Raw genomic sequence first — 25,129 nt, forward strand, 5'->3', positions numbered from 1 at the left:
CACACGGCGGGTTGGGTTTAAACAATGACAACCTTAATCTCTAGCTAACCAAAAGCCTTGAGAGCCGCTGGACAATTGCATAATCAGAGAGGATGCCTTGTTCAGATTTGTACTTGTCATTCTCAATATCATCAATAATAATATTGAATGACACATCTGTATTTAAATTCTTGGTATCAATCATTTTTCTCAATTGATTATTTGTTTTATTTTTATCGGCTTGGATATAATCAATAAATGTATTGTTATGTGAAAAATTAAAGGAGTATTTCTCTCCAGATCTCCCTATTAATTTAGGGCTAACTTCAATGGATGAGAACTTCTTTTCCAGAACAATCTTAATCGAATCTAAAATACTATCAATTACTTGGTGTGATCTTGGTTTGTATTGGTAGTTAATTAGCTTACCCAGAAGCTCAGTGTATTCGATTACAGTAAAATCAAGATCCTTAATTGATGATTCTGCGATCAAGCACCCACCTGCTACCGATATTGACTGATACATCTTGCAAAAATACTTTATTTTCTCAACAGCATCAAAATCAATTACACCAACAGACTCCTCAAAGTGGCGAATATTGAGCCCACAATCATTTAGAATGATATTATCTCTAGTATCCTTGTGAGCATATACCACAGCTGGAGAGCCATTGGGGAATACCAGAGGCAGGGTAAAGCCACAAGAGTTTTCTTGATCAGAAAACTTTTGAATAAAAGCGTTCAATACTGTATCTGAAAGATGCATCTTCATAGTAGCAACTCCCCTGCAAGAGGTCCCATTATATCATCTGACCTGATCTGTAAATTGATATTTTTTGCAAAAAGACCAAACCACCTGTCCCATTCATCTACGCTGTAGTCTAAATTAATCTCAAAAGAATCATCCAAGCAATGAACATGTGGACCATAAAATACTTCACGTTTTTTCCTATCTACATGAGATCTTTGATGTTCGGGGTAGATACATAGATCATATATCCATTTTTTATTTTTACCTATGTTTTGCACCAATCCAAAGCTATGCTTCATTGAGTCTGGCGCAATATTTGTTCTCAAAAATATGCTCAATCCAACAATATTGAGATCAGTTGAAGTCTCATAAACTGGAGCCCCTGAGAACTGATAAAGAGAAAATTTATTTATATCCCTTGATACGATAATCGGTGATTCAAAATACTTTGGAGTTTCTAGTATTTTTTTCCCATCATCTGAATTAAGAAACACCCTATTACCACCCATAATCCACCCCAAAAAAAATTCCGAACTGATCAAAAGTCCTGCGTCAGATCGCAGTTTTAGATTTATTAAGTGTTGCAATCATCATGCCTTCCTTCTTCAAATAAAATTATTTCCCAAAACGCCTCGAATGTTGAACAACAACACCGATGATTCTAATTTCTTGTTTAGTTGAATCCATGGTAGGGAAGTCCGGGTTAAGTGGAACAAGCTCAAAGGTTTCTCTACCATGCTCGTCATATCCCACGGCGCGATACTTCTTAAAAGTTGCTTCATGACTACCATTCTGCGCAATCACATAACAGCCTGGATATGGCTCTTTAGCAGCATCAATAACGAGCTGATCACCAGGTGAAAAGTCAGGGGTCATGCTTAGGCCTGACACTTCCAGTGAGAACACACTCTCTGGTTTGCACCCAACATAAGTCGTGTAGGTTTCACCCTTAGGATTTATGCCGTCATAGCCTGATTCGTGAAAGATGCCCGCCTGTACAAAATCAAGCACAGGGATTCTTCTTAGGTCACCATCTATAAGGCGAACGTTGCTAAAGCCTGAGTCACCAAGACTAGCGCCATCCGATACGCCTTTTTTTAGCTCTTCCGCAGTTACCCCTAGAGCGCTAGCGAGTTCAAGAATTGATCCTGTTGATTTTGCCGTACCTGTCTCTAGGTCTGAGATTACAGACTGCTTTACGCCAGACCTCTGAGCAACTTCCTTTTGAGTCATCTTCTTGGCTTTGCGAATCTTTTTTAAATTTTCACCTAAAGTGGCCATGGGTTTCCCTAAATTTGTACTATCGGAATTCTGATACATAATTCAATCGGTTTGGCTATTGTTTGTATATCGGAAAACCTATATATTAATTGGATATATCGGAGGCTTTATGAATCAATGGCAAGTAATGATCGCAGATTTGCGAAAGCAAGGCTTAACCCAAACTCAAATCGCTACTGAAATCAAGTGTTCTCAAAATTATGTAAGTGATTTGGAGCGCGGGGTTTGTGGTAAGCGGCTCTCTTACGCTTTAGGGAAAAATCTAGAGGCTCTGTGGGAAACACATCGCGCAGAAAACCAGGCCCTAATAGCCTAAAACGGAGCCTACAGATGTTAGAAGAAGATGAAAAGCAGATGGCGAGATCACTTGGCTTTCTTGATGGGAAGCAAGATAACCCATACACCATAAAATTCACTGACAAGTTGGATGAAGCTATTAACAACATGGCTTTGGTTGATGAGCAGACAAAAGCTGACTTTGTGCGCGATGCGGTCATTGAAAAAATCCTGAAGGAAAAACAGAGATTTGATCGTATGCGATTGGTGTTTGGGAATACCACAGAAACCTTGGCAGACAATGGAAGCCTTGGGATTGCAGCAGAAGACATTAAAAAAGCCTGACGGTCTAGGTCAGGCTTTTAGTAATCCAAAACTTTGAGGCATTGAACATGAAATCAAATTTACCACAACACCCATGCGCTGGCAAATGTACGGCGTTTAAAGATGAGCAGTGTAATAACTGCTTGATCACTGAGCCTGCCGATTTCACTTACGGCGACATGGTTGTAAAAACACACGGCGATGATAACACGCTTTATGAATTTTCACGCTTAAACCGTGTTGATCCAAGCAAGGGCTATATCCACCAGCCGCGCAAGGTGTTTTCTATGCAGTGTTTTGCATTAAGCGGCCTAAAGCATGCAACAACAGCAGAACTCAAAGCACGGCGCCGTTTGCCTGCACCTGAAATGGTGGCCTTATGAATACATATTTCCAAGGGGCACCAGATGCCAGGCACGTTCAAAGCGTTCAATCATTCCACGAACCAGCATTAAAAATTCTGAATGAGCTTTTTGAGCGTAATAAGCGGAATTTACGCAGCAAAGGCTATGACGAAAAAAACGCTGCGATTACCAAGGAAGAGCTTGCGCAGCACATGGCACGGTGTTTCCGTATTACGCATTACTTAGCTCAGCAGGTTGCCAGTAGTCTTGTGAATTCAGGTGCGGTTGTGTCGTTTGGTGGGTATGTGAAGCCTAAGGCGGTGGCAGAATGAGTAAATTTGTACCTAATTCATTTCAGGTGCCGAATGCTTTTGTTGATGAGGTCTTAGGTAAGATCTCAGATGCATCATGCAAGCTGTATCTTGTTATATGCCGTAAAACACGTGGCTGGAATAAAGAGATGGATTCAATCTCTTTAACCCAGTTTGAAGCGATTACGGGTAAATCTAGACCAACCGTAATCAAGTGTGTTCGTGAGCTAATTAAGGTTGGTTTGGTGGTGGAAATGGCAAGTACGTTCCACGGAAATACCTACAAACTTGGTGAAGAATCAAGCATCGGATTGGTTGTTAATTTTCCTAGTAAAAATATTTTACTAGATGGAAATCAGCTAATTGGTAGTAAAAAATCTTTACCACTGCTAGTTAAAAATTTTAACTACGCTAGTAAAAATATTTTACCTTTGCTAGTAAAAATTCTTTACACACAAAGTATCACTATCAAAAACAACTCTACAAAGTTTAAAAAAATAAATAAAAAAAGTGAGCGTGTTTCTGAACCCGAAAAACAGGAAGTTAAAAACTCATTCGACGCCAAATTGGTTGAGTTACCTGTGAACGTAAATCGTGATCTGTGGAACAGTTTTGTTGATATGCGCAACGGCTTGAAAAAACCACTCACTGAAAACGCTGTGAATCTTGTTCTGAAAAAACTCAACGGTTATGGCGAACTAGCAAATCAATCCTTGGAAACTTCGATCATTGGAAATTACACAGGGATTTATGCACCGAAGCAGCAACTCCAGTCACAACAACGACCAAGCCAAAATCGCAACGTGAATGCAGCATGGGCCAATCAACCGCAATTCAGTGGACAGGCTGGACACACTGAAATACCTGAGGACTTCGCATGAACGCAATGACTCTGATCAAAAAAGGTTTTCAAGCAGTGGAGGCGTATTGCGCTACTCATCAGGTCGCAAAAGTTCAAGCCGGTATATATCAAATCTGCCCCAAGTGCGCCGTGTCTGATGTTGAAACCACGAATAGCGAACGTCAGGCGGAAGTTGATCGCATCGTTCGTGAAAAACATTTTTCAGGCGCCATGCTTCCAGCACGTCATGCTGAATCAGGTTTCAAGAACTACAACGTAGATACGAACAACCAAGGCCAAGCCAACGCACTCAATCAGTGTGTGACATACACAAAATCATTCATAAGCGGCAGCAGATCAAACTTAATCATGGTAGGTAGCACTGGGGTAGGGAAAACCCATTTAAGTTGCGCTACGGCGCGGACGTTGCTCAACAAGGGTATGTATGTTCGCTATATCACAAGTGAAGAACTAGCACAGAGGATCATGTCGGCTTGGGACAAGAACACAAAAGATCAGTCTGAAGAATCAGTGATCTACGATTTCACGCAATACGATCTGTTGATTCTTGATGAGTATGGATTGCATGACCGTGAGAAACGCCTTGAGTTGGTTCACAAGGTTTTGTATGCACGCTATGACGCAGGTAGGCCAACAATGCTGATTTCAAACCTAACGATTGTCGATCTCGAAAAAGATTTAGGCGACCGTCTCTGGTCTCGTTTTCAACATGATGGATTGACTGTGGTTGAGTGCAATTGGGGTGATCAGCGTGTGGGGAGTGCAGCGTGAACAAATCAACTTTAAATCGAAAATTATTATCGTATAGAAATCACTCCACTGTTTCGTTCAAGAAAATGTGCGAGCTGAATGACATTCTGGAATCAATGGGGTTTTGTGATTTTCATATTACGACAGAACCGAATGGATCTAGCCTAAAACTATCTCATGAGATGGATGAGTGGCCAATAAATAATGATGATTTTGTATTAAATATTTTATTCAGCGGAAAAACACAGGGTGAAATAATTTTAGAGCTGAATCGCAAATATAGGGGTACAGCATGAACGCATTTGAGTTTGTGAAAGAAAAAGGGATTGGGGAAGCCAAGGCATTTCTTGATTTACCTGAATACACGATTGATCAGCTAATGATGTTGCAAGCGGGCCTTTGTTGTGCAGACCTAAAGCGCATAGTTGATTCGCATGAGATTGTGTCGAAATTGGGCGGGGTAGATAGAGCAAAACGAAATCTAATCTCTACAGATCGTCGACTTGGCTACACCCATGTTTATTTACACGGGAATGGCTTTTACTGCTTTCTTGATGATTATGTTGATTACATTATTCCTGAGCGAGCAATTGATATTAAGTCGGCAATTCAAGCCATTCGCGATGTGGAGGCATGTTCATGAAACTAGATCATCCACTCATCCGGTACCACGGCGGAAAGTTCCGTTTAGCGCATTGGGTTATTGCTCAAATGCCAAACCACACTTGTTACACAGAAGCATTTGGGGGAGCAGCTGGAGTTCTACTTCAAAAGCCACGTGCGTATGCGGAAGTTTATAACGACCTCGATGGCGACATTGTGAATCTATTCGAAGTGCTTCGAGATTCTAGCTCGAGAGATCAGCTTATTGAGCAGTTAGTTTTAACGCCTTACAGCCGTGCTGATTTCGAAAATGCCTGGGAGCCAACGGATAACAATATCGAGCGTGCACGCCGTGTCTGCATTCGCGCCCAAATGGGCTTTGGATCAGCAGGGGCCTCAAAAGGTATCACAGGTTTTCGAATCGATACTAAGCGTCAATACGGTACCGCTCAATCACTATGGTCTACATATCCTGAACACTTGGGAATCATTGGTCAGCGCCTAAGTGGTGTACTTATTGAGAATCGCCCAGCTATTCAAATTCTCAAAGATCATGACGCTGAAACGACTTTGCATTATGTGGATCCGCCTTATGTCATGGACACACGATATGCGGGTGCCAAAGCAGGTCGCATCTATCGCCACGAAATGAATGATCAAGATCATCAGGAGTTGCTAGACACATTGCTCGAGCTAGAAGGAATGGTGATGTTGTCTGGTTATCCGTGTGAAATGTATGACGACATTTTAAAGGGTTGGAATCGCATAGATACCAGTGCTCGTATATCTGCAGGTCGTGGTACCGCCGTGCGTACTGAATGCTTATGGTTGAATCCAGCTGCTCAGCAGCCTGATCTGTTTTCGGAGGTTATATGAAATCTAAATTCGAAGCATGGTTTGAACAACAGTATTTCTACAATCAGCTTAAATACATTCACGGCGATCGTTTATTCGATTTTGATGACGGTGTTGGGTACCGCAATTTAACTGTGCAAGTGGCCTATATGGCTTTCTGTGGGCGTGATGTTGAGTGTGTTTTGGGTGGTGCTCAAACCTCTGGAAATCAACCTGAAAGCATTGTGGTTGATAGGGCTGATGGTGTTGCTCGAACTATACGAGTTAAGTGCACAAAGTGTGGTCACTATCTAACGGGCTGCTACTGCTATAGCGATGTTCGCCATGACTCCAAATAACTTCCTGATCTGCATGATCATGCTCATCATCTTCGCCGTGTTTGCATCATCACAGCACGGCGTACATCACGCATTAGGGTACTTATGAAAAATAGCGACTCAATATTTTATGTCTGTTTCATGATTCTTGTTTTGGCTTGGATGTTTATGGAGCCCATTTCTAAGTTGATTGGTGGTGTTCGATGAATCTAGGTAAGCGTTTAGAAAGCTGTTTTGTAGATGGGTATATTGATCTTAGGTTGTTAATGGAAGTCTGTTCGGTAGATTTCAGAAATCTAAGTTTGGATGACGTTCGATTTATTGAGGGTGAATGCGGAGAGTTGCGTCAGAAATTTGAAGATGCTGAAAAGGTTGAATGCTTCAAGACTGATGGTGTTTTCAGAGTAGGTTTTAATGAGAGAGCTTACTTCTCTTTGGGTGAAATCGATCTCGTCAAGGCACTAACAAGCAAGCGAATTGAAAAGGGTGATTTTAGCTTCAAAATTGAGAGAGCTAAGATCTCTAAAGAGATTCTTGCGGGTTATATCCGAGATCGCAAGGAGTGGGAAAAATGACCAGACCTAAACGCCCTAAATATGCAAATAAGAAGGTGGTGCTTAACGGCACTGCTTTCGATAGCAAGAAAGAAGCAAGACGGTTCGGAGAGTTACAGATTCTCGAACGTGCAGGGGAGATCAAAGATTTACAGACTCAATATGCATTCGTGCTTGCTGAGTCGGTCAAGTTTAATAGTGAGCCAAGAAGTAAGCCTGCGGTGAAGTATTTAGCAGACTTTGTTTATGTGCGAGATGGTCGGGTGGTCGTTGAGGATGTGAAGAGTGCAGCGACCAAGAAACTGGCTGTTTATCGATTGAAAAAGCACTTGATGAAGAGTGTGCACGGGATTGAGGTGGTTGAGATATGAGTCTGGTTAAGGTTTGGGATAAAGAAATCCAAGGCAAGCTTTGGACCGTTGGCGATATTCATGGTTGTTATAACTTGCTCATGAACCGCCTGAGTGAACTTAATTTTGATTTTGATAATGATCTACTTGTTGCAGTAGGGGATTTGGTTGATCGCGGTATTCAAAATGTGGAGTGTGTTGAGCTCTTGGGCCAACCGTGGTTTACGTCAGTCAAGGGTAATCATGAGGATCTATGTATCCGAGGCATGGAAAATCGCTCTTATTTTAATTGCCATATTCAAAATGGTGGTGAGTGGTTTTATGACCTTGATTATCAGACTCAGCAAGAGGTCATTAATAAATTAAAAACACTGCCAATTGCTTTAGAGATAAATCACAACGGTAAAAAGTATGGGTTTGTTCATGGTCATATTGAGCAAAATGATTGGCAAGAATTTAAGGATGATTTAAATAATTTTGATCAAGCCAAGCACATCATTGAGCATAAGCGATTTCCTACAGAATTAGCCATGTGGGGTCGAGATCGCGTTGATACGGATAATGAAAAATACACCCATGTATCAGGTATTGATGCTGTGTTTATGGGTCACACGGTAATGCAGAAACCAATGAAGCGCGATAACTGTTACTACATCGACACTGGCGCGGTGCATTGGGCAACTATGACGATTTTAGACTTGAGCGAGTTTTAAGGGGAATTTCATGAATGCAGTAGCGGATAAGTTTGAGCAATTTGAGTGGTTAACAAAAGGCATTACAGCGAAGTCACCGCAGTTCGGTGATGAAGGCCATAGCACAGGGGAGAAACCATTGGACTATCAAGACAGACTTGGCGCTATTGCTTCAATGGATACGCAGCTAGAAAAATCAATTACGTCAGTTATTATTTACGGTGAGTCTTCAAAAAGTGATTATGAGTTTATTCGCAATCATTTGGCGCGGATCATGATGGATGGCGCAAAGGAAGATAAGCGCCGTGAGCCTGAGGGTATTGCGATATATCACTTGGCTTGGCAGATCGCAGGGATGGTTATTGATTTCTCATTAAATCCTGCGCTTGAAGATAATTTCACAGCCAAAGGTCGGTTGTATTATGCAGGGATTAAAGACGGTCAGATTGGTTCTGATGTATACCGAGTGTCATGGAAACAGTACGAAAAGCTGATGATAATTGCGTTAGAGGTGTCAATTAAGTGCGCTGCAGAAGCAATTGAAAAGTATAAAAAGCAAACTTTCAAAGAATTAAGAGCATAGGGATTTCATTATTGTGAAATCTAAGCTATAGTTTCACTATACTGGTCGTATTACAGTTTGACCAAAAGATATTCAGAAGCTCACAGAAATGTGGGCTTTTTTTATTGCCTCAACCCTTGGCATTGGTTTACCACCAGCACACCATATGGGCGTAAAGGGTTAGACTGGGTTTCATTAACCCAAATCCACATCCGCTTGTATGTGGTCGAACACAAGCAAAAAAACGAGAGCTACTTATCAGGCTTTCATACCAAAATTGATAAGCGCTTTATTTGATCAATAAAGTGAATAGAAGGGGTGCGGAGTTTGATGTATAAACACTACCCTTGGTTTGATCACCTAAAGACGTGCGTGTTTACGATGTGGATTGGCGACCCCTTAACACACTCAGTAGCCCTTAAGAGAAAAGTCTTGTACTCAGCCCAGTTGTGGTGGAAATCACCATGGCTGGGTTGTTTTAAGCGCCCATAGCTCAGTTGGATAGAGCGATCCCCTCCTAAGGGATAGGCCACAGGTTCAATTCCTGTTGGGCGCACCAAGGGCCTCAAGCTTAAGCGGTATAAGCGTCCCGCTCATAACGGGGAGATAATCGGTTCGATCCCGATGTGGCCCACCATATTTTAAACCTATCAAATTCGATACCTTTAACCTCGCTATACGGCGGGGTTTTTATTTGCCTGAAGGAAAGCAGTGTGAAAATTAAATTAATGATGGTTGGCTTGTTATCAGTCTTAGCATTCACTGGTTGTGCGCGTGACGCAGCAGTTGCATCGAAAAACCTTTCTTATGCAGCAGATAACTTTGAATTAGATCGCCGTATTGTTTTTTATAATGGCATTACTGGTGAGTATATTTTAACGATTGAGGGAAAATGTTCATTTGACGCCGTGAGTGAACGCAAGGTCGATGTGACTTGCAAAACGAGTGGTTCTGAATATAAAAAACACTCCCTTGGTATATCTGACAATGTTACTTATTTTTCTGAGCAGTTGACTAGCAAAGGTGTGAGCGCATATCACTACAAGGTTGCATTTAAGCCACAGTCTATTATTCCTGATATTGATTTGAAGGTTCAGTAGTCTTTACATCGTCAGATTTCTGCTGCTTTAGTGGGCAGCGATTATGTATTAATTTATGTTTTAAACGTATTGGTATTTTTTGATATTTAAAACATGCATTTAGTATCTATTAGTTGGTATTTTATGATGTTTTATTTGGGGTGTGAAAAGCATAAATTTCTAACTGTCAGCAAGGCATAAGTAGAAAAGAATACAATGCTGATTGTAAACTTTCACACCACCACCTTAGGGTGGTTTTTTAATGCCTAAATTTTAATTCCCCCGAATTCGACGGAATTAAACGCCGTGGACAATCATGAACATTCAAAAATACAAAGCCCTAACCAACAAGAGGCCCATCAAAACAAAACCAAGAACTAGGCCACTGCCTAAGGCAACACAGAAATATCTGGATGCATTTGAACGACTCAAGGAAATTCTTGACCGTATGGAAATCAAGTATGAAGAATACTTTCACTTCAAAAGCACAAAACATTGGCGTTTTGATTTACACCTTGTTGAATATCGAATGCTGATTGAAATTGCGGGTGGTCCATGGTCGGGTGGTCGCGGTGGAAAACTTGCTACCAAGGCTTGGAGCATGGATCGTTACGATGTGGCTGAAGAAATGGGATACAGGTTTATGCAGTTCATGCCTGCTGATATTGATATTGGCCGCGCAACTACTTGGTTAAGAGGGTTAAAGGCTCATGGAGCAGATCAGACCATTCCCACCGACTGACTTTATTGATCAGGCGGAGGAAGAAGAAGCAATTCGACTGGTACCCGCCGTGGATCTAAAGGAATGGGTGGTTAAAAACTTCTTAACGCTTGGCGGTGATCTACACAACCCAGATCATGACCACATTGCTGAACTTATGCATGACGATGAAACCGTTTTAGCATTCGCCTGGGCATCATCTGCCGCCGTGGCTAAAAAGCGTATGGTGTTGGGGCAGTGTGAAAAAGTGATGTTTAACCAGGGCGGATGGAAAAAAGCGAGACAAGAACAACAGATGCGCGACTGGTTTGGATTCGTACCTATCTACCTGATCACCGTTGATGCATCATTCTGCGAACAAGCTTCTGACCGTGACTTCTGCGCATTGATAGAGCATGAGCTATATCACATTGGCGTTGAACGTGATGAAGACGGCGACATTATTTATAGCGATCATACCGGTCTACCCAAGCATTATTTGGCCGGCCATGACGTTGAAGAATTTATTGGTGTGGTCAAACGTTGGGGAGCAAGCGAAAGCGTTAAACGACTGGTCGAGGTCGCACAGAATCCGCCGTTTGTACCCGATTTAGATATAGCGAAGTGCTGCGGCAACTGCGTAATCAATTGAGCCTAAGGGCTCTTTTTTTTGCTTGCTATTCTTGATGAATCTTGATGGATGGTGATTTATGGCAAGGTTAAGAAAAGCCGAAAAAGTCTTTATTGTTCGGTCACTTGCGCAGTTCATGACACCCACTGAGGTAGCAAAGGACATCAAGGAAAAATTCAGCTTAGATGTTTCCCTCCAACAAGTTGAGTATTACGATCCAACCAAAGTGGCTGGAGCTAATTTGGCGCAAGAGTTTGTAGATTTATTTAATGAGGCCCGCAAAGAGTATCTGGCACAACCGCTTCATAACATTGTTGGCGCTAATGACATTGTTCAGTTGCAGATTCTTAGTGACTTATTGGTTTCAAAAAAAAGTAATGTAGTTTTATCAATCAAGCTGATTGATCAGATCCAGAAGATCACAAAAGGACACTACGAGAAAAAATTAGAAATCACTGGTAAAGATGGTGGACCGCTTGAATCCATTCAGACGGCCATTTCAGTTTCTAAAGATGAGTATCTAAAGGCACGGGAGAAAGCACTGGATGACTATTGATCCTGCACGTGACCTCGCTATTCAGATCGAAGCACAGCAGGATTTATATTTTTTCACTCGGTACATGTTTAAAGAGCGCCGTGGCTATAAATGGATGCATAACTGGCACCATCGTGAAGTCTGTGATGCATTGATGAAAGTCTATCGAGGTGAAATAAAGCGTTTAATTATTAATATTCCACCACGCTATTCCAAGACTGAAATTGCCGTGATTAATTTTATGGCATGGGCATTGGGTAAGAACCCTGATAGTGAGTTTATTCACATCAGCTACTCAGCCATGCTTGCTGCAAACAATGCCTTTCAAACACGGAATTTAGTGCAAGAGGAAGCTTATCTGCATGTGTTTCCTGATCTAAAGCTACGTGATGATAGTAAGGCAAAGGACAACTGGCGCACGGCGGCTGGCGGTGTGTGTTATGCCACCGGTACTGGCGGTACCATTACTGGTTTTGGTGCTGGGAAAATGCGCAAGGGTTTCGGTGGGTGCATAATCATTGATGACCCACATAAAGCCGATGAAGCATCATCTAAAACAGTTCGTGAAGGTGTTATTGACTGGTTCCAGAATACGCTTGAATCACGCACCAACTCACCCGAAACCCCGATCATTGTCATCATGCAGCGTTTGCATGAGGAGGACTTGGCTGGGTGGTTGCTTGGGGACAGAAAAGATGGTGTATCTATTGCTGGCGGCAACGGTGAGGTTTGGGAGCACATCTGCCTATCTGCCATTCAGGAGGATGGTTCTGCATTGTGGCCAGCAAAGCACAATATTCAAAAGCTGACTTTAATGGAGAAAGCTGCGCCGTATGTTTTTGCCGGGCAGTATCGTCAGCGTCCAGCACCACCTGCAGGTGGTTTTTTTAAACCGGATGAAATTGAAATTGTAGATGCATTACCTGCGGGTGTTGTTAAGAAGACCCGTGCTTGGGATTTGGCAAGTTCTGAGGGTGAGGGGGCTTACACGGCGGGTGTAGGGATGGCTAGTGCCAGTGATGGATATACCTATATCTTTGGTGTTGAGCGTGAGCAGCTAGGACCAGAGAATGTAAATAAGCGAATCAAAAGCACTGCCAATCTAGATGGCACAGCAGTTGGGATTCGATTACCTCAAGATCCTGGTCAGGCAGGGAAATCGCAAGTGAAATCTTTTATCAAGCTTTTAGCGGGTTTTAACGTGGTGGCCCTACCTGTATCGGGTGACAAAGTTACACGTGCTCAGCCGTTTGCAGCACAGGTCAACGTGGGGAATGTACGAATGCTACGTGGTGACTGGAACAAAGACTTTAAGGATGAGCTACGCAATTTCCCTAATGGTAAATATAAAGATCAAGTGGATGCAGCAGCAGATGCTTTTAATGATTTATACGAAGGCTTTACGCCGTTCTTTCCTGAGATGGGGTTTGCTCGATGAGTGATGTGACTTTTAAACACCCGGAATACGTCAAGAATTTTCCCTTGTGGGATAAGGTTGATGATGTATGTAAAGGGCAAGATGCTGTTAAAGGTAAGAGTACAACTTATTTACCGCGCAACAATCCTCAGGATATCAGTCAAGAAGCGCAGGGTTTTTATGACTCATATTTAAAGCGCGCCGTGTTTTATGGGGTGACGGGTAAGACTCTAGGTAGCTTGGTTGGTGCAGCTTTTTCGACTGACCCGACTTTTAAGTTTCCAAAAGAATTAGAGCATTTAGAGCGTAATGCGAATGGTGCGGGCGTGAGCCTCTATCAGCTTTCTCAATCTGCGTTGCGTCATCTGCTCAAGCATTATCGTTGCGCACTTTATGTGGATTTCCCTGATGTGGGCCCGTCTCGAAATCGTGCAGAGGAAAAGGCCAAACAAGCCTATCCAATGATCCACTTGCTGTCGTCAAAGGCTGTGATTAATTGGGATACGATGACCGTTGGGAATCAGATCAAATTGAATCTGGTTGTCATTGAGGAATCTATCTCTGAACGTGATCAGGATGGATTTAGTGCTGAGTCAAAAACACAGTATCGGGTATTGCGCCTTGAAGATGTTGGTCAAGGTGAATTTGCATATACCATCGAGATTTATACCAAGTCAGACAAAGGTGTATGGCTTGGTGGTGGTCGAAAAATTCCAACAGACTACAACGGTGAGCCATGGAGTTATATTCCATTTTCCTTTGTTGGGGCAGTCGATAACTCAGCACAGATTGATAATTCACCACTACTGGAACTAACTGACCTAAACCTTGCTCACTATCGTGATAGTGCGGATTTTCAAGAGTCTGTCTACTACATGGGGCAGCCACAGTATTATGCCACTGGCATGGATTGGAATTGGTTTGATGAAGCAAGAAAACGTAATGTTTATGTCGGGTCTAAAGTAATTCTGCCTATCCCTAAAGATGGCTCATTCGGTATTGCACAAGTTGAGCCCAATACGCTTGCCCGTGAAGCCATGAAGGATAAGTGGCAGCAGATGAAGGAAATGGGTGCGCGACTCGTCGAGAAAGGAACAGCGAGTAAGACTGCAACTGAAGCTAAGAATGATGATGCTGTGCAGCATTCAGTTTTATCGCTCTGTACAGTCAATATCAATGAAGCACTAACCATGGCGCTGCGTTGGTGTGCCAAGTTTGTGATGCCGGATGTTGATGTACTGACTAAAGACGACATGCTGTATGAAATTAGTCAGGAATTTAATAAACAAGGTTACCTTGCCGATCTATCACGACAGTTGTTTGAAAGCGCTGTGCAGGGCCATAGCTCATTTAAATCTTGGTGGGAATACAATCAGTCTGGCATGTTCCCTAAACAGACCTATGAAGAGGAAAAGGCTAATTTGGAGCAGGAGCAAGAAGGTAAGCTGAATTTGAATGGTGAGTGATATGGCAAATAAAGACAATGCTACGCTGCTGGATTTAATGATTCGACACCAGGCTTATCTGTACAGGCTTTCCTCACATGAAGTGGTTGCACTGCTTAAGCAATTTAACCGTGAATCAAGCGCAATGGTTGCAAGGCTTCGTGATCTACTCGATGAGCTCAGTGAATCTGAACGTGTGGCTTTGTCTGGTGCAAGATATACCACGGCGAAGCTTAAAGACATCAAAAGTCTGCTGGCTGAATGGCAAAGTACCATTGTGCTGACGTTACCGGAGGCATTTGCAGCATCAGCAGTGGCGCTGGCTGTGTATGAGGCTAATTATCAGGCCAAGACACTAGGTAAGAAGGTTGAGGCACCACAGGGCAAAAGCATTTTCAATCAAGCAAAAAGAAAGCCTTTTGCAGGTGGGATGCTGATTGATCAGATGTTTAGTGATATGGCGGAAAATACACGGCGCCGTGTTGAATATGCAATTCGTGATGGTATTTCCCAAGGTCAGACTAATCAGCAAATTACTCAGCGGATTAAGGGCACTTCAAAGCTGAATTTCGAAGATGGGATTTTAAATCAGTCTCGGCAGCCTATTGAAATGGTGGTGAGAACCGCTCGCAGTCATGTTAGTAATATTGCTTATGAGGACACCTATAGAGCATTAGGGGTTAAGCGCTTAAAGGTTTCCGCGACACTTGATGGTAAAACTTGTAAGTTCTGTGCCTCTGAAGATGGCAATATTTATGATATTGATGACCCCAGTAGGCCTATATTTCCAGTACATCCACGTAATCGAACCGTCTATGTTCCTTATGTCGAGAATGAAGATGAAAAGTTTGCAGGGAAACGCCCATTTGTTGTTAAGCCTGGTGAAGCTGGTCAAGTCAGTGCGAACACCAGTTACAAGCAATGGTTTTCCACACAGGGTGAAAGTTTTCAGCGTGAATGGTTGGGTAATAAACGCTATGAACTCTATAAAAATGGCGACTACAGCATTGATAAGTTTTTAGATCCAGAAGGTAAGCTTTATACGCTGAAGGAGTTGAAATTGATGGATGAGAAGACGTTTAAGGAATTGAGGTTATGAAAAAAGAACCAAAGAAAACAGGCCTAAAACGTACTGTGTGGTTGTTTGAGCGTGAAATTTTAGAAAATCTTGAAAAAACTAACCTAAGCGATCATCACAAGGTTCTCAAGTTCAACATCTTCTCTATGGAATATGAGCTCAAGCCTAAATTTGATAATGGGCGGGCTGATGCAATTATAATGCGTAACACTGCAAACCATTGGTTGAAGATGTGGTTTGTTGCATTTCAAGCCTGTACTAGCGAACACATGAAAACCAAAGCTTAAAGAAGTTTCAGTTTAACCATGGAGCCAATAGGCTCTTTTTTTGTGAGTAAAGAAAATGAGTAAAAAGTTGTTAGCCGTATCAATGGTTGCATTTGTTGGTACTAAATCAGTATTAGCTACCCCAATGAGTCGTGCTGAATATTGTGAATATCGCGGTTGGCATTTGCCTGAAAATGAAGATCCAAATGAGCCTGTATATCTTGTTGAGTATACCGATGGTGGTAAGCCAAATGATGAACGCCATAAAGGCTATATAACAATGTCACCTAAAGAGGTGTTTGATAATGCATATCATCAAAATGGTTCTCTAACTTTTGGTGATGCAGTGGTTGCTCTCAAGGGTGGTGAGAAAGTGGCTCGTTCTGGTTGGAATGGCAAGGGTATGTTTTTGGAGATGGCTCAATATACATCTGCCAATGAAGCTGAAAAACATCCACACTACCATCTGCATAATATTCCATACGAAGGTTTGCCATGGATTGGCATGAAGACAGCTGACAGCAAATTCGTCCCATGGCTTGCTAGTCAAACTGATGTTCTTGCAGAAGACTGGGTGATTCTCAGCTAAAACAACCAAACACACCACAGCACCTTCGGGTGCTTTTTTAATGCCTGAAGAGGAAACGGACGGCGGATCGAGTGGAAACTCATTTGAATAGAAGGGTTGGAAAACCATGAAACTTAAAACAGTAACGATTGAAGGCAAAACCTATGCGGAAGTAAGCGCAGAGGGGAACCCTATTTATGTTCACACTGATGGTAAAGAAGTACCTTTTGATGCTGCTCACGCCGTGGAAAAAATTGATCAATTAAATGGTGAGGCTAAAGGTCACCGTGTTGAGAAGGAAAAAGCTGAACTAGCACTCAAAGCTTTTGATGGCCTAGATGCAGAAAGTGCTCGTACAGCAATGACCACCGTCAAAGGCTATGAAGCCAAACAATTGATTGATGCGGGTGAAGCTGAACGTGTACGTACCGAAGCGATCGAATCAGTTAAACAAACCTATGAAACACAGTTAGGCCAAATCACCCAAGACCGCGACACCTACCAGCAGCAATTACATGGTGAATTGATTGGTGGTGGATTTGCTCGATCAAAGTTTGCTTCTGAAAAGCTAGCTGTTCCAGCAGATATGGTTCAAGCCATGTTTGGTAAGAACTTTAAAGTCGAAAACGGAAAACCAATCGCTTATGACGACAAAGGGCAGAAGATCTACTCCCGCACGAACCACGGCGATGAAGCGGGATTTGATGAAGCTTTGGAAATCCTGGTTGGAGGATACCAACATAAGGATTCAATTCTAAAGGGTAGTCAAGCAGGTGGTGGTGGTTATCAAGGGGGTAATGGTGGTCAAGGGGGCGGTAAGTCAATGTCTCGACAAGGTTTTGAGCAGTTAGGCCCATCCGAAAAGGCGTCATTTATGAAAGATGGCGGCGAAATTACAAGTTCTTAAATCTTAAATTAATTGGAGGAATTAGCAGATGGCTAATAACTTAGATGGCTTATTGCCAACACTTTATGCAGCAATGGATATTGTATCTCGTGAAATTACGGGCTTTATTCCAGCAGTAACACGTGACACAGGCATTGAACGTGCTGCGGTCGGTGATGATGTCAAGATTCCTGTAACGACTGTTGCTGAAGCGCAAGATACGAAGCCGGGTGTGACCGCACCTGATGCTGGTGACGGCGAAGTGGGTAATGTGGTCGCTAAGATCACCAAGTCTCGTAATGTGCCAATCCGTTGGAATGGCGAAGAAACTCGTTCACTACAAAATGCAGGGACTTTTGGTCAAATTCAGACAGATCGTTTTGCGCAAGCAATGCGTACCCTTGTCAACGAAGTTGAGCGCGATTGCTGGTTAGAAGCTTATAAAAATGCATCGATTGGTTATGGTGTTGCGGGTAAAACTCCTTTTGGTACCGCAGCAGATATGACCGACTTTGCTGGTTCACTTGGTATTCTAGAGCGTAATGGTGCGCCGCGTAATGACCTGCAGATGGTATTGGGACATGCAGCGATTGGTAACCTTCGTGGTAAACAGTCTGGCTTGTTTAAAGTCAATGAAGCAGGTCGTGACGATATGCTTCGTAATGGTATGACAGATCGCATCATGAATTTTGCAATTCGTCATTCTCATGCTGTTGGTGTGCATATCAAAGGCGATGGTGCAGGTTATGCCGTAGATGGTGCATTTGAGGCGGGTAAAAACGCCGTGGGCGTTACTGGTGGTACTGGCTCAATCCTTAGTGGTGACATCGTTACTTTTGCTGGGGATGATGCGAAGTATGTCTCAAGTGGCTTGCTCGCAAATACACTTGCACTAAACTCTGGTCTGATTTTACCTGTTGCTGATAAGTCAGCGATTAATTTGGGCAACACCTATGTGCCGAACTTGGTGTTCTCTCGATCAGCAATTGCATTGGCCACACGTGCACCAGCTTTGCCTGATGGTGGTGATAGTGCAGATGATCGCACTCAGATCGTTGATCCTATTACTGGGTTGGCATTTGAAATTGCGGTTTACCGCCAATACAAACAAGTGGTCTATGAAGTCAGCTTAGCCTGGGGCGTTAAAGCAGTGACCTCTCGTCACATTGGCTTATTGTTGGGTTAATCATTAGGGGTGAGTAATCGCCCTTATTTTTTGGAACTTTAAAAATGAAGCCATTGAATACAGTGAAGATCAAAGATGGTGAGAGTTATCGCATCATCAACGAGTCAGATTTTAAATATGACCAGCATGTATTGTGTGAAGGTGAGAAGCCCTTAGTTAAGCCAATAACTGTTGGTGTTCAGATTGGTATTACGCCTGAGTTTCAAGCAGTCCTTGATGAAGCAAAAGCCGAGTGTGAAAAGGTGGTTGCGCAGAATGGCGCTCTAACCGACCAACTTAAACAAGCCATAGAAGATTTGCAGACGGAGCGTGTAGCACATTTGGTATTTATGAATGATGCTGAGGCAATGCAAGCCCGCATTGATGAACTTAAGCAAGCAGCGGCTATTGGTGATATTGCCACAGACCTTACACCCGAAGATTCACAGGCTGATACAGATGGAAAGCCTACTGAAAATGATTATGCAAATTGGACGGTGCCACAAATCAAAGATTTCCTAGCATCAAAAGAAATCGGCTTTAAACCATCCGCATCTAAAACTGAATTATTGGCCCTCATTCCAAAGGTATAACATCATGAGCTTTATCACGATTGCAGAAGCTGAAACCATTCTAGGGGTAGATTTTTCCGATGATGGTGATAAGGCTCGTCTTGTTTTGTTGTCCAATACCTGGATGAAAAAGAATGTTGGCTCACTTCCTGATCCTGTACCTGAAGAGTTAAAGACTGCTGCTTGCGAAATCATCAAGGGTATTCAAGCCAAGGTGATATATAACGGTAAAAGTCAGACCTTAAAGCGTGAGAAAGTCAAAGCAGATGGGGTGGAGTCCGAAGAGGAATACCAGGAGGGCAGTGTAGCTATTTCGAGTTATGAACAGATTGCACTAGACCTGATTTCATCTGTAGAAGAAGATGAGCCTAGAACTCCGTTTGGCATATTTTTAACGCGGGTGTGACATGGGATTGCGAGATAAGATTCAAGGCAAATTAGCCAAAGCATTTGATACGAAGTTATCTGACGCCGTGTCTACATTTTTGTGTGAGCGAACCATCAATAGTGGTACCTATAATCGTGTGACTGGTAAATATGAAAATCAAGAAATATTGAAGTATTCAGGCCGTGGTGTACTTTTTGGCAGCTACAACCAATATGAGGTGCAGAGCCTTGGTGTATTGGCCACAGATAAAAAGGCCACACTGCTGCAAAATGAAGTCACGGCGGAACCGATGGTAAATGATGAGTGGATTACGCCTAAGGGCAAATTTAAAGTGATATTTAAAGGGCAAGATCCAGCCAACACTATTTGGAAGGTGCAGCTTAGGGCTATGTAAATATGAGTTGGAGTATTAACCCCGCAGATTTCATTAAAGAAATTGAAAACGACTTATGTGACTTTCAAAAGAAAATAGCCGCTGACGCCTTACGTGGTGTCATTGAGGCATCACCAGTGGATTCAGGTGCATTCAAAGGCAATCATCGTTTAAGTATAGATTCGGTTGATAGCGGATTTGATCCAAATATTAAAGATGGATCGGGTGCCAATGCTTTAGCAAAAGGGTTAAGCATTTTATCTGGGTTGGTTCCTTATTCGGTTGTCTACATTCAAAATAATGCACCGTATGGACCAGCGCTTGAGTACGGCGGTTACCCTAATCCAGTGAAAAAAGGCAGTTGGGTTAAAGGTAAAGGTCATTATGCGATTAAATCAGCTGGCGGATTCAGTAAACAAGCACCGTTAGGTATTTACGGCGTCACCTTTACGTTGATTAAAGAGAAATACAAATGATGACCCATGAACAGGCGCGTATTGCATTTATGCAGCTGATTGATAGTTTTGAGTTTAAATCATTAGATCAGTCTATGATTTTTACACAGAACCAGCCGACAAAAAATGGCGGGCCTTTTGAAGCACCAGACGATGGTTTGTGGTGTCAGGTATTTATCCGTAATGCACCGACGTTTATTTCAGGCTTAGCTGATACGCCGTGTACCAGAACAGTGGGCAATTTGATTATTCAATGTTTTGATCGGATTGGTAGAGATACTATTGCATTGACTGAACTTGGTGATGCTTGGATTAAGCACCTACAATTTAAACGCGTTGAGCATTTAGAGATATTACAAGGCTCAATCATTGATGTTGGTGAGACAGAAGATTTCTACCAGTTTAATGTGGTTTTTGAATATCGGGTTAATTAAGCTCTAGAACATATTGACAACAAAGCCTTTCACGCAAAAAATAATTAGAGCTGAATTTAGGGTGAACTAATGGCATTTAATCTTACACTTGAAGAAATTGAGTTTAAACGACAAGAATTAGAACAGCATTTAGCTAAAGTGATGAGTCGAGAGCTCACTGAGTGGCAGCGAAAGAATTGTCTATGTGTGCAGGATGTGAATGTTCGACTTGCTTCGAATCACTCACTTGGCTCTGCAAAAACCAATATTGTTACTGGCGTAAGTGTAGATTTAGACTACAAGCCTTAATTACAAAATAACTTATCTCTTAATCAAACCGTCCTTATTGGGCGGTTTTTTTACGCCCAAAGAAAAACCCCGATAGCGACCAACTATCAGGGTTTCGATTTCCAGTTGAACCTGCAAGAACAAGAGGAAAGTAATCTGTGATCAAAGATACCAGTTTTTCATTCAGCATGATAGGAGTCAAGATGAATGTCATCAACTTAAGTCCTGAAAGTTTTGTTTATTTCTTTGTGTGCTTGGTATGCATTTATGCGGCAATAAGAGCAATCAACCTTGGCTTTAAGTACACAGAAAAACGTCTAAATTTACGATAAGAGCTATTTAAATCAGAGCACCCAATCGGGTGTTTTTTTACGCCCAAATTAAGGAGACTTAAATGTCATCTGGAGCAAAGCAGGTCACACGATACGGTGTGGAAACAACAGTTGGAACCGCAGCAACAAAATGGCAAGTACTTGGGTTTACCTCGAATAGCCTTGATGCTGCACCGCAAACAACCGAATCACAAACAATCAAAGATACTCGAATTGCAGCAGGTACGCTGGTTACAGGTGTTGAAGTTCAGGGCGATATCGAAACTGAGTTCGCTTACGGCACTCAAGATGAATTACTGGAGTGTGTAGCCTTTAATAAATGGGCTGCAAATGTACTCGCTTTCGGTGGTACAACTCGCAAAACCATTTCTGTAGTGCGCGGCTTTACTGACGTAGACAACTATCATTTATTCACCGGTTGTCATATCAATCAATGGGCCTTATCGATTCCAGATGGTGGCATCGTAACCTCGAAGTTCTCAATCATGGGAATGGGGCGTAAAGCGTCAGCAGTAGTACCAACTGGAACGGTCACGGCGGCAGTAGATGCGGTTCAATTCACAAGCTTATCTCTTGGCGATATCTTAATTGATGGCGCCGTGAAGGATGGTATGTGTGTCTCACAGCTTGATCTAACTATCGATAACTCAATGCAGATTCAAAAATGCTTGGGTAAAAAAGAGAACAACGGTATCGGTGCAATCCTTGAGACAGTTATGAAGGGTTCCGGATCGGTCACAATCTCGTGGTCTAAAAACACTGCTGAACTTTATGAAAAGCAGTTTTTGAATATTCCGATTGGTATTTCATATTCACTGGCTGATTCGGCTGGTAATGAATATGTCCTGGCACTACCTCAAGTGTTGTTATCTGCTCCATTACCAAGCGGTGGCGGTGGTGATCTGCTTACAACTCAATTTAGCTTCACTGTTAAAGATGCGGCACCAACATTGACGCGTGTACCTGTAGTGGCTGGTGGGGGTTAATGCTTCGTAAAAATAGCCCACTGCATTGGCGTGGGCTTGGCAAGTAATTTGGAATATTAAGATGGCTTTAAAAGTAGCAATTCAAAAAAGCAAAGAAGTAGCGCTGTGGCGTGAATATAAAGATGATGATGGCAAGGTGCTCGCTGAATTTAAAATTCGTGGTGATGGCTATAAGCCATATCGTGTTGCGTTAGAGCGTGCGAACAACCAAATTGCATCTAAAGGCTTTGAAGTTTCTGAGGCGGGTATTGGTGACAAGCTATTTCATGAGTTGCTTATTGAAGCAGCAGCATGTCATTTGATCGCTGATTGGAAAGGTATTGAGTTTGACGAGAATGGAAAAATCACCGCACAAACTTGTACGGCAGAGACCGCAACCAAGCTTCTAAGCATGGGCGATATTGGTGTTGCGGTATGGGTATTTGTGAAGACTCAAGCCCAAAGTATTCAGCAAGAAGCTGATGCTTACGAGGCCGATATCTTGGGAAAGTCGACCACCTCTATAGATACCACAGCTCTGAATGGGACACCGAAAAAGCGCGTGAAATCTACAAAAGGACAGGTGTAAAGCCACCTGATTTTATTGAGCCACCTGAATATTCATACGTAGCAAACGCAATCCTCTCCGCTTACAACACCATTGCTCGGTCACGGCGCTATGAGCAAAGTACACCGCTTGCGCTAAGCCTTGCTGATATTGAATCTTACTGTGATATGTATGATGCACCGATTGAGATTCATATCTTTGTGAAAGCGATATTGGCAATTGATGATGTGTTTCTGGATGAAGTTTATAGGAAAAAATAGCGAGATATTGTACGTTTTTTTATCAATGAACGACGTAACTTGCCTTGGTGTGGAACAGTTATTTTGTTGCATGTTAGTGCTAAATAGTATTAAATGAAGTTAAGGAAAGGTAAGTCAAAGCGCTTGCCTTTCATCGTCTTTACAGTAAGGCAAGTTATTGAATTTAGGGGTTATCATGAAAGCATTCACTAAGCTGCGACAATGTTAAGCAATAGAAGTTCTATTATTGGTTTGTGGTTAATTGTTGGTTAGTGGAGAGCATGAAATGAATGAGAAGTATACAGCAATGGATATTGCTAACTACATTGTTTGGTATGCCAATAATGGTATTAAGAGATCTATATTTAGCCTTACACCACTTAAATTACAAAAAATTCTGTATTACGTATCTACGGCTTATCTAAAAAAACATGATGAGTTACTATTTTCTGAGTCATTTAGAAAGTGGCAGTATGGCCCAGTAGTTAAAGAGGTTTATTTTGAGTTTAAATCTGTTGGAATTTGCCATATTGATAAAGCAAAAGCTGTAATAGTTGAGGATGATTCAGCTATTTTTGGTCGAAAAAAACTTGAGTTTAGTGAATATAAATTTGAACAGGACAGTGAATTTAAGAGAATCGCAGACTCAGTTATCGATCAATTAATAGATGTGGATGCTTTTAAGCTAGTTGAAATGACACACGAGGAGGTTGCTTGGGCTAATTTTGAGTCTAAGATTATTTCCGGAGTTGAAGACTTGAGGTATTCTCGAGAAGAGTTGCTTGAAGCGAAGACTGTATTAACCTCATGATTTTAGAAGAACAACAAGCAGAGTTAATTAAACTTCACCTTAATCCGTCTAATTTTTTTGATAAGGATGCAGTTGCCGCAGCCGCATTCTTATTTACTTTCTTTGAAGATGACTTTGTAAAGAAAGTAAATAAAGAAACTTTCTATTTATTGCCATACAAAGATATTTCAATTTATGTCTATGAATGTGGAATAGATTCAATACCATCAAACACAATAAATGGTTTTGCAACAACAGTTAAAGAATTTTTTATTAAAAATAATATGTGTGTTGATGCTGAACACATGGTTAAGTGTTATGAAAAATTTATTGATCATATTTTATTAGCCTTTGCACAAAAACTCTTTATGTTGAAAGTGTCTTCAAGTGCGCTGGTTACGGCCCAAAGGGCAGATGCATTGGCAGAAAAAGCAGAAAAATTAGCAATAGAAGCTGACAGACTGGCAACTGAAGCCGATGCTCAAGCCAAATCAACGATTGCCAACTATATTTCAATTTTAGGTATTTTTGCTTCGATTATTTTTACTTTATTTGGTGGGGTTAATCTGATTGGTGCGACAGTTAAGTTGTTGGAAGCTAACTCTAGACTCCCATATCTAACATTTATTATTGCACTTTTGATGATCTGCTTGCTCACCTTGTTAAATATGATGGTCAAATGGATTGGAGCTACGAGCAACCTCAAAGAAAGATTAGATAGAATCGTATCAGGTGCTAGTGATTCTTCTTCTGGTGGAAACACATCAAAAATTAAGCTTGATTGGTGGGAGAGGTTTATTTCTACTGACTTTTATACCAAGTCAGTTATGGTTTTCTCGATTATCTTAGGTCTTAGTCTAGTTGGCATGTATTCCGTAAAGAAAGAGAAAATTTATAGTTATTCAACTGAGATAACGCAGAAAAACATAATTAAACCCGAAACTTCTACGGAAAAGAAATCAGCTTCAAAATTCCAAAATGATAAGGGACAAGCTAATGTTGAATCAACAGTTGTAAGTAAGCTTGCAATCTCAAACAAGACAGGTGGCGAATCAAAAGATAAAAAAGAAGAAAACTAACCCTATAGTCGGTTAGTTACCAGTACAAAACCCTGCATCTTTTTTAATACCAGTCCGCCTTTTAGTGTTTTTCGTCACCGCAAGTA

At 41.9% G+C, this 25,129-nt stretch carries 39 protein-coding genes and 2 tRNA genes; 37 read left to right on the forward strand and 4 right to left on the reverse strand.

What is annotated here, in order from left to right; translation table 11 throughout:
• Positions 1-40: 40 nt before the first annotated feature.
• From FD716_RS18965 to FD716_RS05355, 3 genes are all read right to left on the reverse strand, one after another.
• Entirely contained in the window at positions 41-751 is a 711-nt protein-coding gene (locus FD716_RS18965) for a hypothetical protein (protein ID WP_215895450.1), read from the reverse strand.
• Complete coding sequence (locus FD716_RS05350) at positions 748-1,251, reverse strand: hypothetical protein (protein WP_215895451.1); 504 nt, start codon at positions 1,249-1,251, stop codon at positions 748-750. The genes FD716_RS18965 and FD716_RS05350 overlap by 4 nt, the downstream gene beginning before the upstream one ends.
• A gap of 94 nt (positions 1,252-1,345) precedes the next feature.
• Positions 1,346-2,011: a LexA family protein gene (locus FD716_RS05355; RefSeq protein WP_139851322.1), complete on the reverse strand. Its 666-nt coding sequence runs from the start codon at positions 2,009-2,011 to the stop codon at positions 1,346-1,348.
• A gap of 109 nt (positions 2,012-2,120) precedes the next feature.
• Between FD716_RS05355 and FD716_RS05360 the strand changes: the two genes are divergently transcribed.
• The 35 genes from FD716_RS05360 (at position 2,121) to FD716_RS05530 (ending at position 22,956) form a co-directional block, all read left to right on the forward strand.
• Positions 2,121-2,327 carry a helix-turn-helix domain-containing protein gene (locus FD716_RS05360; protein ID WP_139851323.1) on the forward strand — a complete coding sequence of 69 codons (207 nt, stop codon included), beginning with the start codon at positions 2,121-2,123 and terminating at the stop codon, positions 2,325-2,327.
• Positions 2,328-2,341: 14 nt separating this feature from the next.
• Positions 2,342-2,632, forward strand: coding sequence for a hypothetical protein (locus FD716_RS05365; RefSeq protein ID WP_228714909.1), 291 nt, complete (start codon positions 2,342-2,344; stop codon positions 2,630-2,632).
• 47 nt (positions 2,633-2,679) lie between these two features.
• Complete coding sequence (locus FD716_RS05370; protein ID WP_139851324.1) at positions 2,680-2,994, forward strand: hypothetical protein; 315 nt, start codon at positions 2,680-2,682, stop codon at positions 2,992-2,994.
• On the forward strand, positions 2,991-3,287 hold the full coding sequence (locus tag FD716_RS05375) for a hypothetical protein (protein WP_139851325.1): 297 nt from the start codon (positions 2,991-2,993) through the stop codon (positions 3,285-3,287). The genes FD716_RS05370 and FD716_RS05375 overlap by 4 nt, the downstream gene beginning before the upstream one ends.
• Positions 3,284-4,147, forward strand: coding sequence for a replication protein (locus FD716_RS05380; protein WP_139851326.1), 864 nt, complete (start codon positions 3,284-3,286; stop codon positions 4,145-4,147). Before FD716_RS05375 ends, FD716_RS05380 begins: the two co-directional genes overlap by 4 nt.
• Positions 4,144-4,899: an ATP-binding protein gene (locus FD716_RS05385; protein WP_139851327.1), complete on the forward strand. Its 756-nt coding sequence runs from the start codon at positions 4,144-4,146 to the stop codon at positions 4,897-4,899. Before FD716_RS05380 ends, FD716_RS05385 begins: the two co-directional genes overlap by 4 nt.
• On the forward strand, positions 4,896-5,174 hold the full coding sequence (locus FD716_RS05390) for a hypothetical protein (protein ID WP_139851328.1): 279 nt from the start codon (positions 4,896-4,898) through the stop codon (positions 5,172-5,174). Before FD716_RS05385 ends, FD716_RS05390 begins: the two co-directional genes overlap by 4 nt.
• The gene (locus FD716_RS05395) at positions 5,171-5,521 is read left to right on the forward strand and encodes a hypothetical protein (RefSeq protein WP_139851329.1); all 351 of its coding nucleotides are present in this window, start codon (positions 5,171-5,173) and stop codon (positions 5,519-5,521) included. Before FD716_RS05390 ends, FD716_RS05395 begins: the two co-directional genes overlap by 4 nt.
• Positions 5,518-6,357: a DNA adenine methylase gene (locus tag FD716_RS05400; protein ID WP_139851330.1), complete on the forward strand. Its 840-nt coding sequence runs from the start codon at positions 5,518-5,520 to the stop codon at positions 6,355-6,357. Before FD716_RS05395 ends, FD716_RS05400 begins: the two co-directional genes overlap by 4 nt.
• Positions 6,354-6,674 (forward strand): hypothetical protein, encoded by a 321-nt coding sequence (locus tag FD716_RS05405; RefSeq protein ID WP_139851331.1) that lies wholly within the window; start codon positions 6,354-6,356, stop codon positions 6,672-6,674. Before FD716_RS05400 ends, FD716_RS05405 begins: the two co-directional genes overlap by 4 nt.
• 182 nt (positions 6,675-6,856) lie before the next feature.
• Entirely contained in the window at positions 6,857-7,228 is a 372-nt protein-coding gene (locus tag FD716_RS05410) for a hypothetical protein (RefSeq protein ID WP_139851332.1), read from the forward strand.
• A complete protein-coding gene (locus FD716_RS05415; RefSeq protein ID WP_139851333.1) occupies positions 7,225-7,578 on the forward strand; it encodes a DUF1064 domain-containing protein in 354 nt (117 codons plus the stop codon). The genes FD716_RS05410 and FD716_RS05415 overlap by 4 nt, the downstream gene beginning before the upstream one ends.
• Complete coding sequence (locus tag FD716_RS05420) at positions 7,575-8,270, forward strand: metallophosphoesterase (protein ID WP_139851334.1); 696 nt, start codon at positions 7,575-7,577, stop codon at positions 8,268-8,270. Before FD716_RS05415 ends, FD716_RS05420 begins: the two co-directional genes overlap by 4 nt.
• A gap of 10 nt (positions 8,271-8,280) precedes the next feature.
• Complete coding sequence (locus FD716_RS05425) at positions 8,281-8,832, forward strand: hypothetical protein (protein ID WP_139851335.1); 552 nt, start codon at positions 8,281-8,283, stop codon at positions 8,830-8,832.
• A gap of 461 nt (positions 8,833-9,293) precedes the next feature.
• Positions 9,294-9,370: transfer RNA gene (locus FD716_RS05430), tRNA-Arg, on the forward strand.
• 1 nt (position 9,371) lies between these two features.
• Positions 9,372-9,448, forward strand: a tRNA-Ile gene (locus FD716_RS05435).
• Between the two features lie 91 nt (positions 9,449-9,539).
• Entirely contained in the window at positions 9,540-9,911 is a 372-nt protein-coding gene (locus FD716_RS05440) for a beta-sandwich lipoprotein (RefSeq protein ID WP_407641920.1), read from the forward strand.
• 295 nt (positions 9,912-10,206) lie between these two features.
• Positions 10,207-10,632, forward strand: a complete 426-nt coding sequence (locus tag FD716_RS05445; protein WP_139851337.1) for a hypothetical protein — start codon at positions 10,207-10,209, stop codon at positions 10,630-10,632.
• Complete coding sequence (locus FD716_RS05450; protein WP_139851338.1) at positions 10,601-11,242, forward strand: putative metallopeptidase; 642 nt, start codon at positions 10,601-10,603, stop codon at positions 11,240-11,242. The genes FD716_RS05445 and FD716_RS05450 overlap by 32 nt, the downstream gene beginning before the upstream one ends.
• A 58-nt stretch (positions 11,243-11,300) precedes the next feature.
• Positions 11,301-11,777: a DUF2280 domain-containing protein gene (locus tag FD716_RS05455; protein WP_139851339.1), complete on the forward strand. Its 477-nt coding sequence runs from the start codon at positions 11,301-11,303 to the stop codon at positions 11,775-11,777.
• The gene (terL, locus tag FD716_RS05460; RefSeq protein ID WP_139851340.1) at positions 11,767-13,194 is read left to right on the forward strand and encodes a phage terminase large subunit; all 1,428 of its coding nucleotides are present in this window, start codon (positions 11,767-11,769) and stop codon (positions 13,192-13,194) included. Before FD716_RS05455 ends, terL begins: the two co-directional genes overlap by 11 nt.
• The gene (locus tag FD716_RS05465; RefSeq protein ID WP_139851341.1) at positions 13,191-14,639 is read left to right on the forward strand and encodes a DUF4055 domain-containing protein; all 1,449 of its coding nucleotides are present in this window, start codon (positions 13,191-13,193) and stop codon (positions 14,637-14,639) included. The genes terL and FD716_RS05465 overlap by 4 nt, the downstream gene beginning before the upstream one ends.
• A 1-nt stretch (position 14,640) precedes the next feature.
• On the forward strand, positions 14,641-15,717 hold the full coding sequence (locus tag FD716_RS05470; RefSeq protein WP_139851342.1) for a minor capsid protein: 1,077 nt from the start codon (positions 14,641-14,643) through the stop codon (positions 15,715-15,717).
• Positions 15,714-15,983 carry a hypothetical protein gene (locus FD716_RS05475; protein ID WP_139851343.1) on the forward strand — a complete coding sequence of 90 codons (270 nt, stop codon included), beginning with the start codon at positions 15,714-15,716 and terminating at the stop codon, positions 15,981-15,983. Before FD716_RS05470 ends, FD716_RS05475 begins: the two co-directional genes overlap by 4 nt.
• A 55-nt stretch (positions 15,984-16,038) precedes the next feature.
• On the forward strand, positions 16,039-16,551 hold the full coding sequence (locus tag FD716_RS05480) for a DUF2829 domain-containing protein (protein WP_215895452.1): 513 nt from the start codon (positions 16,039-16,041) through the stop codon (positions 16,549-16,551).
• Between the two features lie 106 nt (positions 16,552-16,657).
• A complete protein-coding gene (locus FD716_RS05485) occupies positions 16,658-17,437 on the forward strand; it encodes a DUF6651 domain-containing protein (RefSeq protein WP_139851344.1) in 780 nt (259 codons plus the stop codon).
• A gap of 28 nt (positions 17,438-17,465) precedes the next feature.
• Entirely contained in the window at positions 17,466-18,602 is a 1,137-nt protein-coding gene (locus FD716_RS05490) for a P22 phage major capsid protein family protein (protein ID WP_139851345.1), read from the forward strand.
• Positions 18,603-18,646: 44 nt separating this feature from the next.
• Complete coding sequence (locus FD716_RS05495; RefSeq protein WP_139851346.1) at positions 18,647-19,174, forward strand: HeH/LEM domain protein; 528 nt, start codon at positions 18,647-18,649, stop codon at positions 19,172-19,174.
• A 4-nt stretch (positions 19,175-19,178) separates the two neighbouring features.
• Complete coding sequence (locus FD716_RS05500; RefSeq protein ID WP_139851347.1) at positions 19,179-19,559, forward strand: hypothetical protein; 381 nt, start codon at positions 19,179-19,181, stop codon at positions 19,557-19,559.
• Between the two features lies 1 nt (position 19,560).
• A complete protein-coding gene (locus FD716_RS05505) occupies positions 19,561-19,935 on the forward strand; it encodes a glutamate 5-kinase (RefSeq protein ID WP_139851348.1) in 375 nt (124 codons plus the stop codon).
• A gap of 2 nt (positions 19,936-19,937) precedes the next feature.
• Positions 19,938-20,390 carry a hypothetical protein gene (locus FD716_RS05510; RefSeq protein ID WP_139851349.1) on the forward strand — a complete coding sequence of 151 codons (453 nt, stop codon included), beginning with the start codon at positions 19,938-19,940 and terminating at the stop codon, positions 20,388-20,390.
• Positions 20,387-20,803 carry a hypothetical protein gene (locus tag FD716_RS05515; RefSeq protein ID WP_139851350.1) on the forward strand — a complete coding sequence of 139 codons (417 nt, stop codon included), beginning with the start codon at positions 20,387-20,389 and terminating at the stop codon, positions 20,801-20,803. The genes FD716_RS05510 and FD716_RS05515 overlap by 4 nt, the downstream gene beginning before the upstream one ends.
• A 69-nt stretch (positions 20,804-20,872) precedes the next feature.
• Complete coding sequence (locus FD716_RS05520; RefSeq protein ID WP_139851351.1) at positions 20,873-21,091, forward strand: hypothetical protein; 219 nt, start codon at positions 20,873-20,875, stop codon at positions 21,089-21,091.
• 373 nt (positions 21,092-21,464) lie between these two features.
• Complete coding sequence (locus tag FD716_RS05525; RefSeq protein WP_139851352.1) at positions 21,465-22,388, forward strand: phage tail tube protein; 924 nt, start codon at positions 21,465-21,467, stop codon at positions 22,386-22,388.
• A 61-nt stretch (positions 22,389-22,449) separates the two neighbouring features.
• Positions 22,450-22,956, forward strand: coding sequence for a hypothetical protein (locus FD716_RS05530; protein WP_139851353.1), 507 nt, complete (start codon positions 22,450-22,452; stop codon positions 22,954-22,956).
• Positions 22,957-22,968: 12 nt separating this feature from the next.
• Here FD716_RS05530 and FD716_RS18815 read toward each other — a convergent pair whose 3' ends face one another.
• On the reverse strand, positions 22,969-23,115 hold the full coding sequence (locus tag FD716_RS18815) for a hypothetical protein (RefSeq protein WP_171476989.1): 147 nt from the start codon (positions 23,113-23,115) through the stop codon (positions 22,969-22,971).
• Positions 23,116-23,460: 345 nt separating this feature from the next.
• Here FD716_RS18815 and FD716_RS05540 point away from each other — a divergent pair, with 345 nt between their 5' ends.
• A complete protein-coding gene (locus FD716_RS05540) occupies positions 23,461-23,985 on the forward strand; it encodes a Panacea domain-containing protein (protein ID WP_139851354.1) in 525 nt (174 codons plus the stop codon).
• Entirely contained in the window at positions 23,982-25,043 is a 1,062-nt protein-coding gene (locus tag FD716_RS05545; RefSeq protein WP_139851355.1) for a hypothetical protein, read from the forward strand. Before FD716_RS05540 ends, FD716_RS05545 begins: the two co-directional genes overlap by 4 nt.
• The last annotated feature ends 86 nt before the right edge of the window (positions 25,044-25,129 follow it).

The sequence above is a fragment of the Acinetobacter pullicarnis genome (assembly GCF_006352475.1).
Classification (GTDB): Bacteria; Pseudomonadota; Gammaproteobacteria; order Pseudomonadales; family Moraxellaceae; genus Acinetobacter; species Acinetobacter pullicarnis.

Bases quoted from the DNA above. Each gene is read 5' to 3' on its own strand.
- FD716_RS05520 (WP_139851351.1), top strand. From the start codon at position 20,873: ATGGCATTTAATCTTACACTTGAAGAAATTGAGTTTAAACGACAAGAA.
- FD716_RS05505 (WP_139851348.1), top strand. From the start codon at position 19,561: ATGGGATTGCGAGATAAGATTCAAGGCAAATTAGCCAAAGCATTTGAT.
- FD716_RS05365 (WP_228714909.1), top strand. From the start codon at position 2,342: ATGTTAGAAGAAGATGAAAAGCAGATGGCGAGATCACTTGGCTTTCTT.
- FD716_RS05375 (WP_139851325.1), top strand. From the start codon at position 2,991: ATGAATACATATTTCCAAGGGGCACCAGATGCCAGGCACGTTCAAAGC.
- FD716_RS05440 (WP_407641920.1), top strand. From the start codon at position 9,540: ATGATGGTTGGCTTGTTATCAGTCTTAGCATTCACTGGTTGTGCGCGT.
- FD716_RS05475 (WP_139851343.1), top strand. From the start codon at position 15,714: ATGAAAAAAGAACCAAAGAAAACAGGCCTAAAACGTACTGTGTGGTTG.
- FD716_RS05400 (WP_139851330.1), top strand. From the start codon at position 5,518: ATGAAACTAGATCATCCACTCATCCGGTACCACGGCGGAAAGTTCCGT.
- FD716_RS05405 (WP_139851331.1), top strand. From the start codon at position 6,354: ATGAAATCTAAATTCGAAGCATGGTTTGAACAACAGTATTTCTACAAT.
- FD716_RS05485 (WP_139851344.1), top strand. From the start codon at position 16,658: ATGAAACTTAAAACAGTAACGATTGAAGGCAAAACCTATGCGGAAGTA.
- FD716_RS05500 (WP_139851347.1), top strand. From the start codon at position 19,179: ATGAGCTTTATCACGATTGCAGAAGCTGAAACCATTCTAGGGGTAGAT.
- FD716_RS05445 (WP_139851337.1), top strand. From the start codon at position 10,207: ATGAACATTCAAAAATACAAAGCCCTAACCAACAAGAGGCCCATCAAA.
- FD716_RS05415 (WP_139851333.1), top strand. From the start codon at position 7,225: ATGACCAGACCTAAACGCCCTAAATATGCAAATAAGAAGGTGGTGCTT.
- FD716_RS05360 (WP_139851323.1), top strand. From the start codon at position 2,121: ATGAATCAATGGCAAGTAATGATCGCAGATTTGCGAAAGCAAGGCTTA.
- FD716_RS05525 (WP_139851352.1), top strand. From the start codon at position 21,465: ATGTCATCTGGAGCAAAGCAGGTCACACGATACGGTGTGGAAACAACA.
- FD716_RS05370 (WP_139851324.1), top strand. From the start codon at position 2,680: ATGAAATCAAATTTACCACAACACCCATGCGCTGGCAAATGTACGGCG.
- FD716_RS05490 (WP_139851345.1), top strand. From the start codon at position 17,466: ATGGCTAATAACTTAGATGGCTTATTGCCAACACTTTATGCAGCAATG.
- FD716_RS05450 (WP_139851338.1), top strand. From the start codon at position 10,601: ATGGAGCAGATCAGACCATTCCCACCGACTGACTTTATTGATCAGGCG.
- FD716_RS05455 (WP_139851339.1), top strand. From the start codon at position 11,301: ATGGCAAGGTTAAGAAAAGCCGAAAAAGTCTTTATTGTTCGGTCACTT.
- FD716_RS05380 (WP_139851326.1), top strand. From the start codon at position 3,284: ATGAGTAAATTTGTACCTAATTCATTTCAGGTGCCGAATGCTTTTGTT.
- terL (WP_139851340.1), top strand. From the start codon at position 11,767: ATGACTATTGATCCTGCACGTGACCTCGCTATTCAGATCGAAGCACAG.
- FD716_RS05545 (WP_139851355.1), top strand. From the start codon at position 23,982: ATGATTTTAGAAGAACAACAAGCAGAGTTAATTAAACTTCACCTTAAT.
- FD716_RS05385 (WP_139851327.1), top strand. From the start codon at position 4,144: ATGAACGCAATGACTCTGATCAAAAAAGGTTTTCAAGCAGTGGAGGCG.
- FD716_RS18965 (WP_215895450.1), bottom strand. From the start codon at position 751: ATGAAGATGCATCTTTCAGATACAGTATTGAACGCTTTTATTCAAAAG.
- FD716_RS05410 (WP_139851332.1), top strand. From the start codon at position 6,857: ATGAATCTAGGTAAGCGTTTAGAAAGCTGTTTTGTAGATGGGTATATT.
- FD716_RS05510 (WP_139851349.1), top strand. From the start codon at position 19,938: ATGAGTTGGAGTATTAACCCCGCAGATTTCATTAAAGAAATTGAAAAC.
- FD716_RS05420 (WP_139851334.1), top strand. From the start codon at position 7,575: ATGAGTCTGGTTAAGGTTTGGGATAAAGAAATCCAAGGCAAGCTTTGG.
- FD716_RS05495 (WP_139851346.1), top strand. From the start codon at position 18,647: ATGAAGCCATTGAATACAGTGAAGATCAAAGATGGTGAGAGTTATCGC.
- FD716_RS05540 (WP_139851354.1), top strand. From the start codon at position 23,461: ATGAATGAGAAGTATACAGCAATGGATATTGCTAACTACATTGTTTGG.
- FD716_RS05395 (WP_139851329.1), top strand. From the start codon at position 5,171: ATGAACGCATTTGAGTTTGTGAAAGAAAAAGGGATTGGGGAAGCCAAG.
- FD716_RS05470 (WP_139851342.1), top strand. From the start codon at position 14,641: ATGGCAAATAAAGACAATGCTACGCTGCTGGATTTAATGATTCGACAC.
- FD716_RS05355 (WP_139851322.1), bottom strand. From the start codon at position 2,011: ATGGCCACTTTAGGTGAAAATTTAAAAAAGATTCGCAAAGCCAAGAAG.
- FD716_RS05425 (WP_139851335.1), top strand. From the start codon at position 8,281: ATGAATGCAGTAGCGGATAAGTTTGAGCAATTTGAGTGGTTAACAAAA.
- FD716_RS05465 (WP_139851341.1), top strand. From the start codon at position 13,191: ATGAGTGATGTGACTTTTAAACACCCGGAATACGTCAAGAATTTTCCC.
- FD716_RS05530 (WP_139851353.1), top strand. From the start codon at position 22,450: ATGGCTTTAAAAGTAGCAATTCAAAAAAGCAAAGAAGTAGCGCTGTGG.
- FD716_RS05515 (WP_139851350.1), top strand. From the start codon at position 20,387: ATGATGACCCATGAACAGGCGCGTATTGCATTTATGCAGCTGATTGAT.
- FD716_RS05480 (WP_215895452.1), top strand. From the start codon at position 16,039: ATGAGTAAAAAGTTGTTAGCCGTATCAATGGTTGCATTTGTTGGTACT.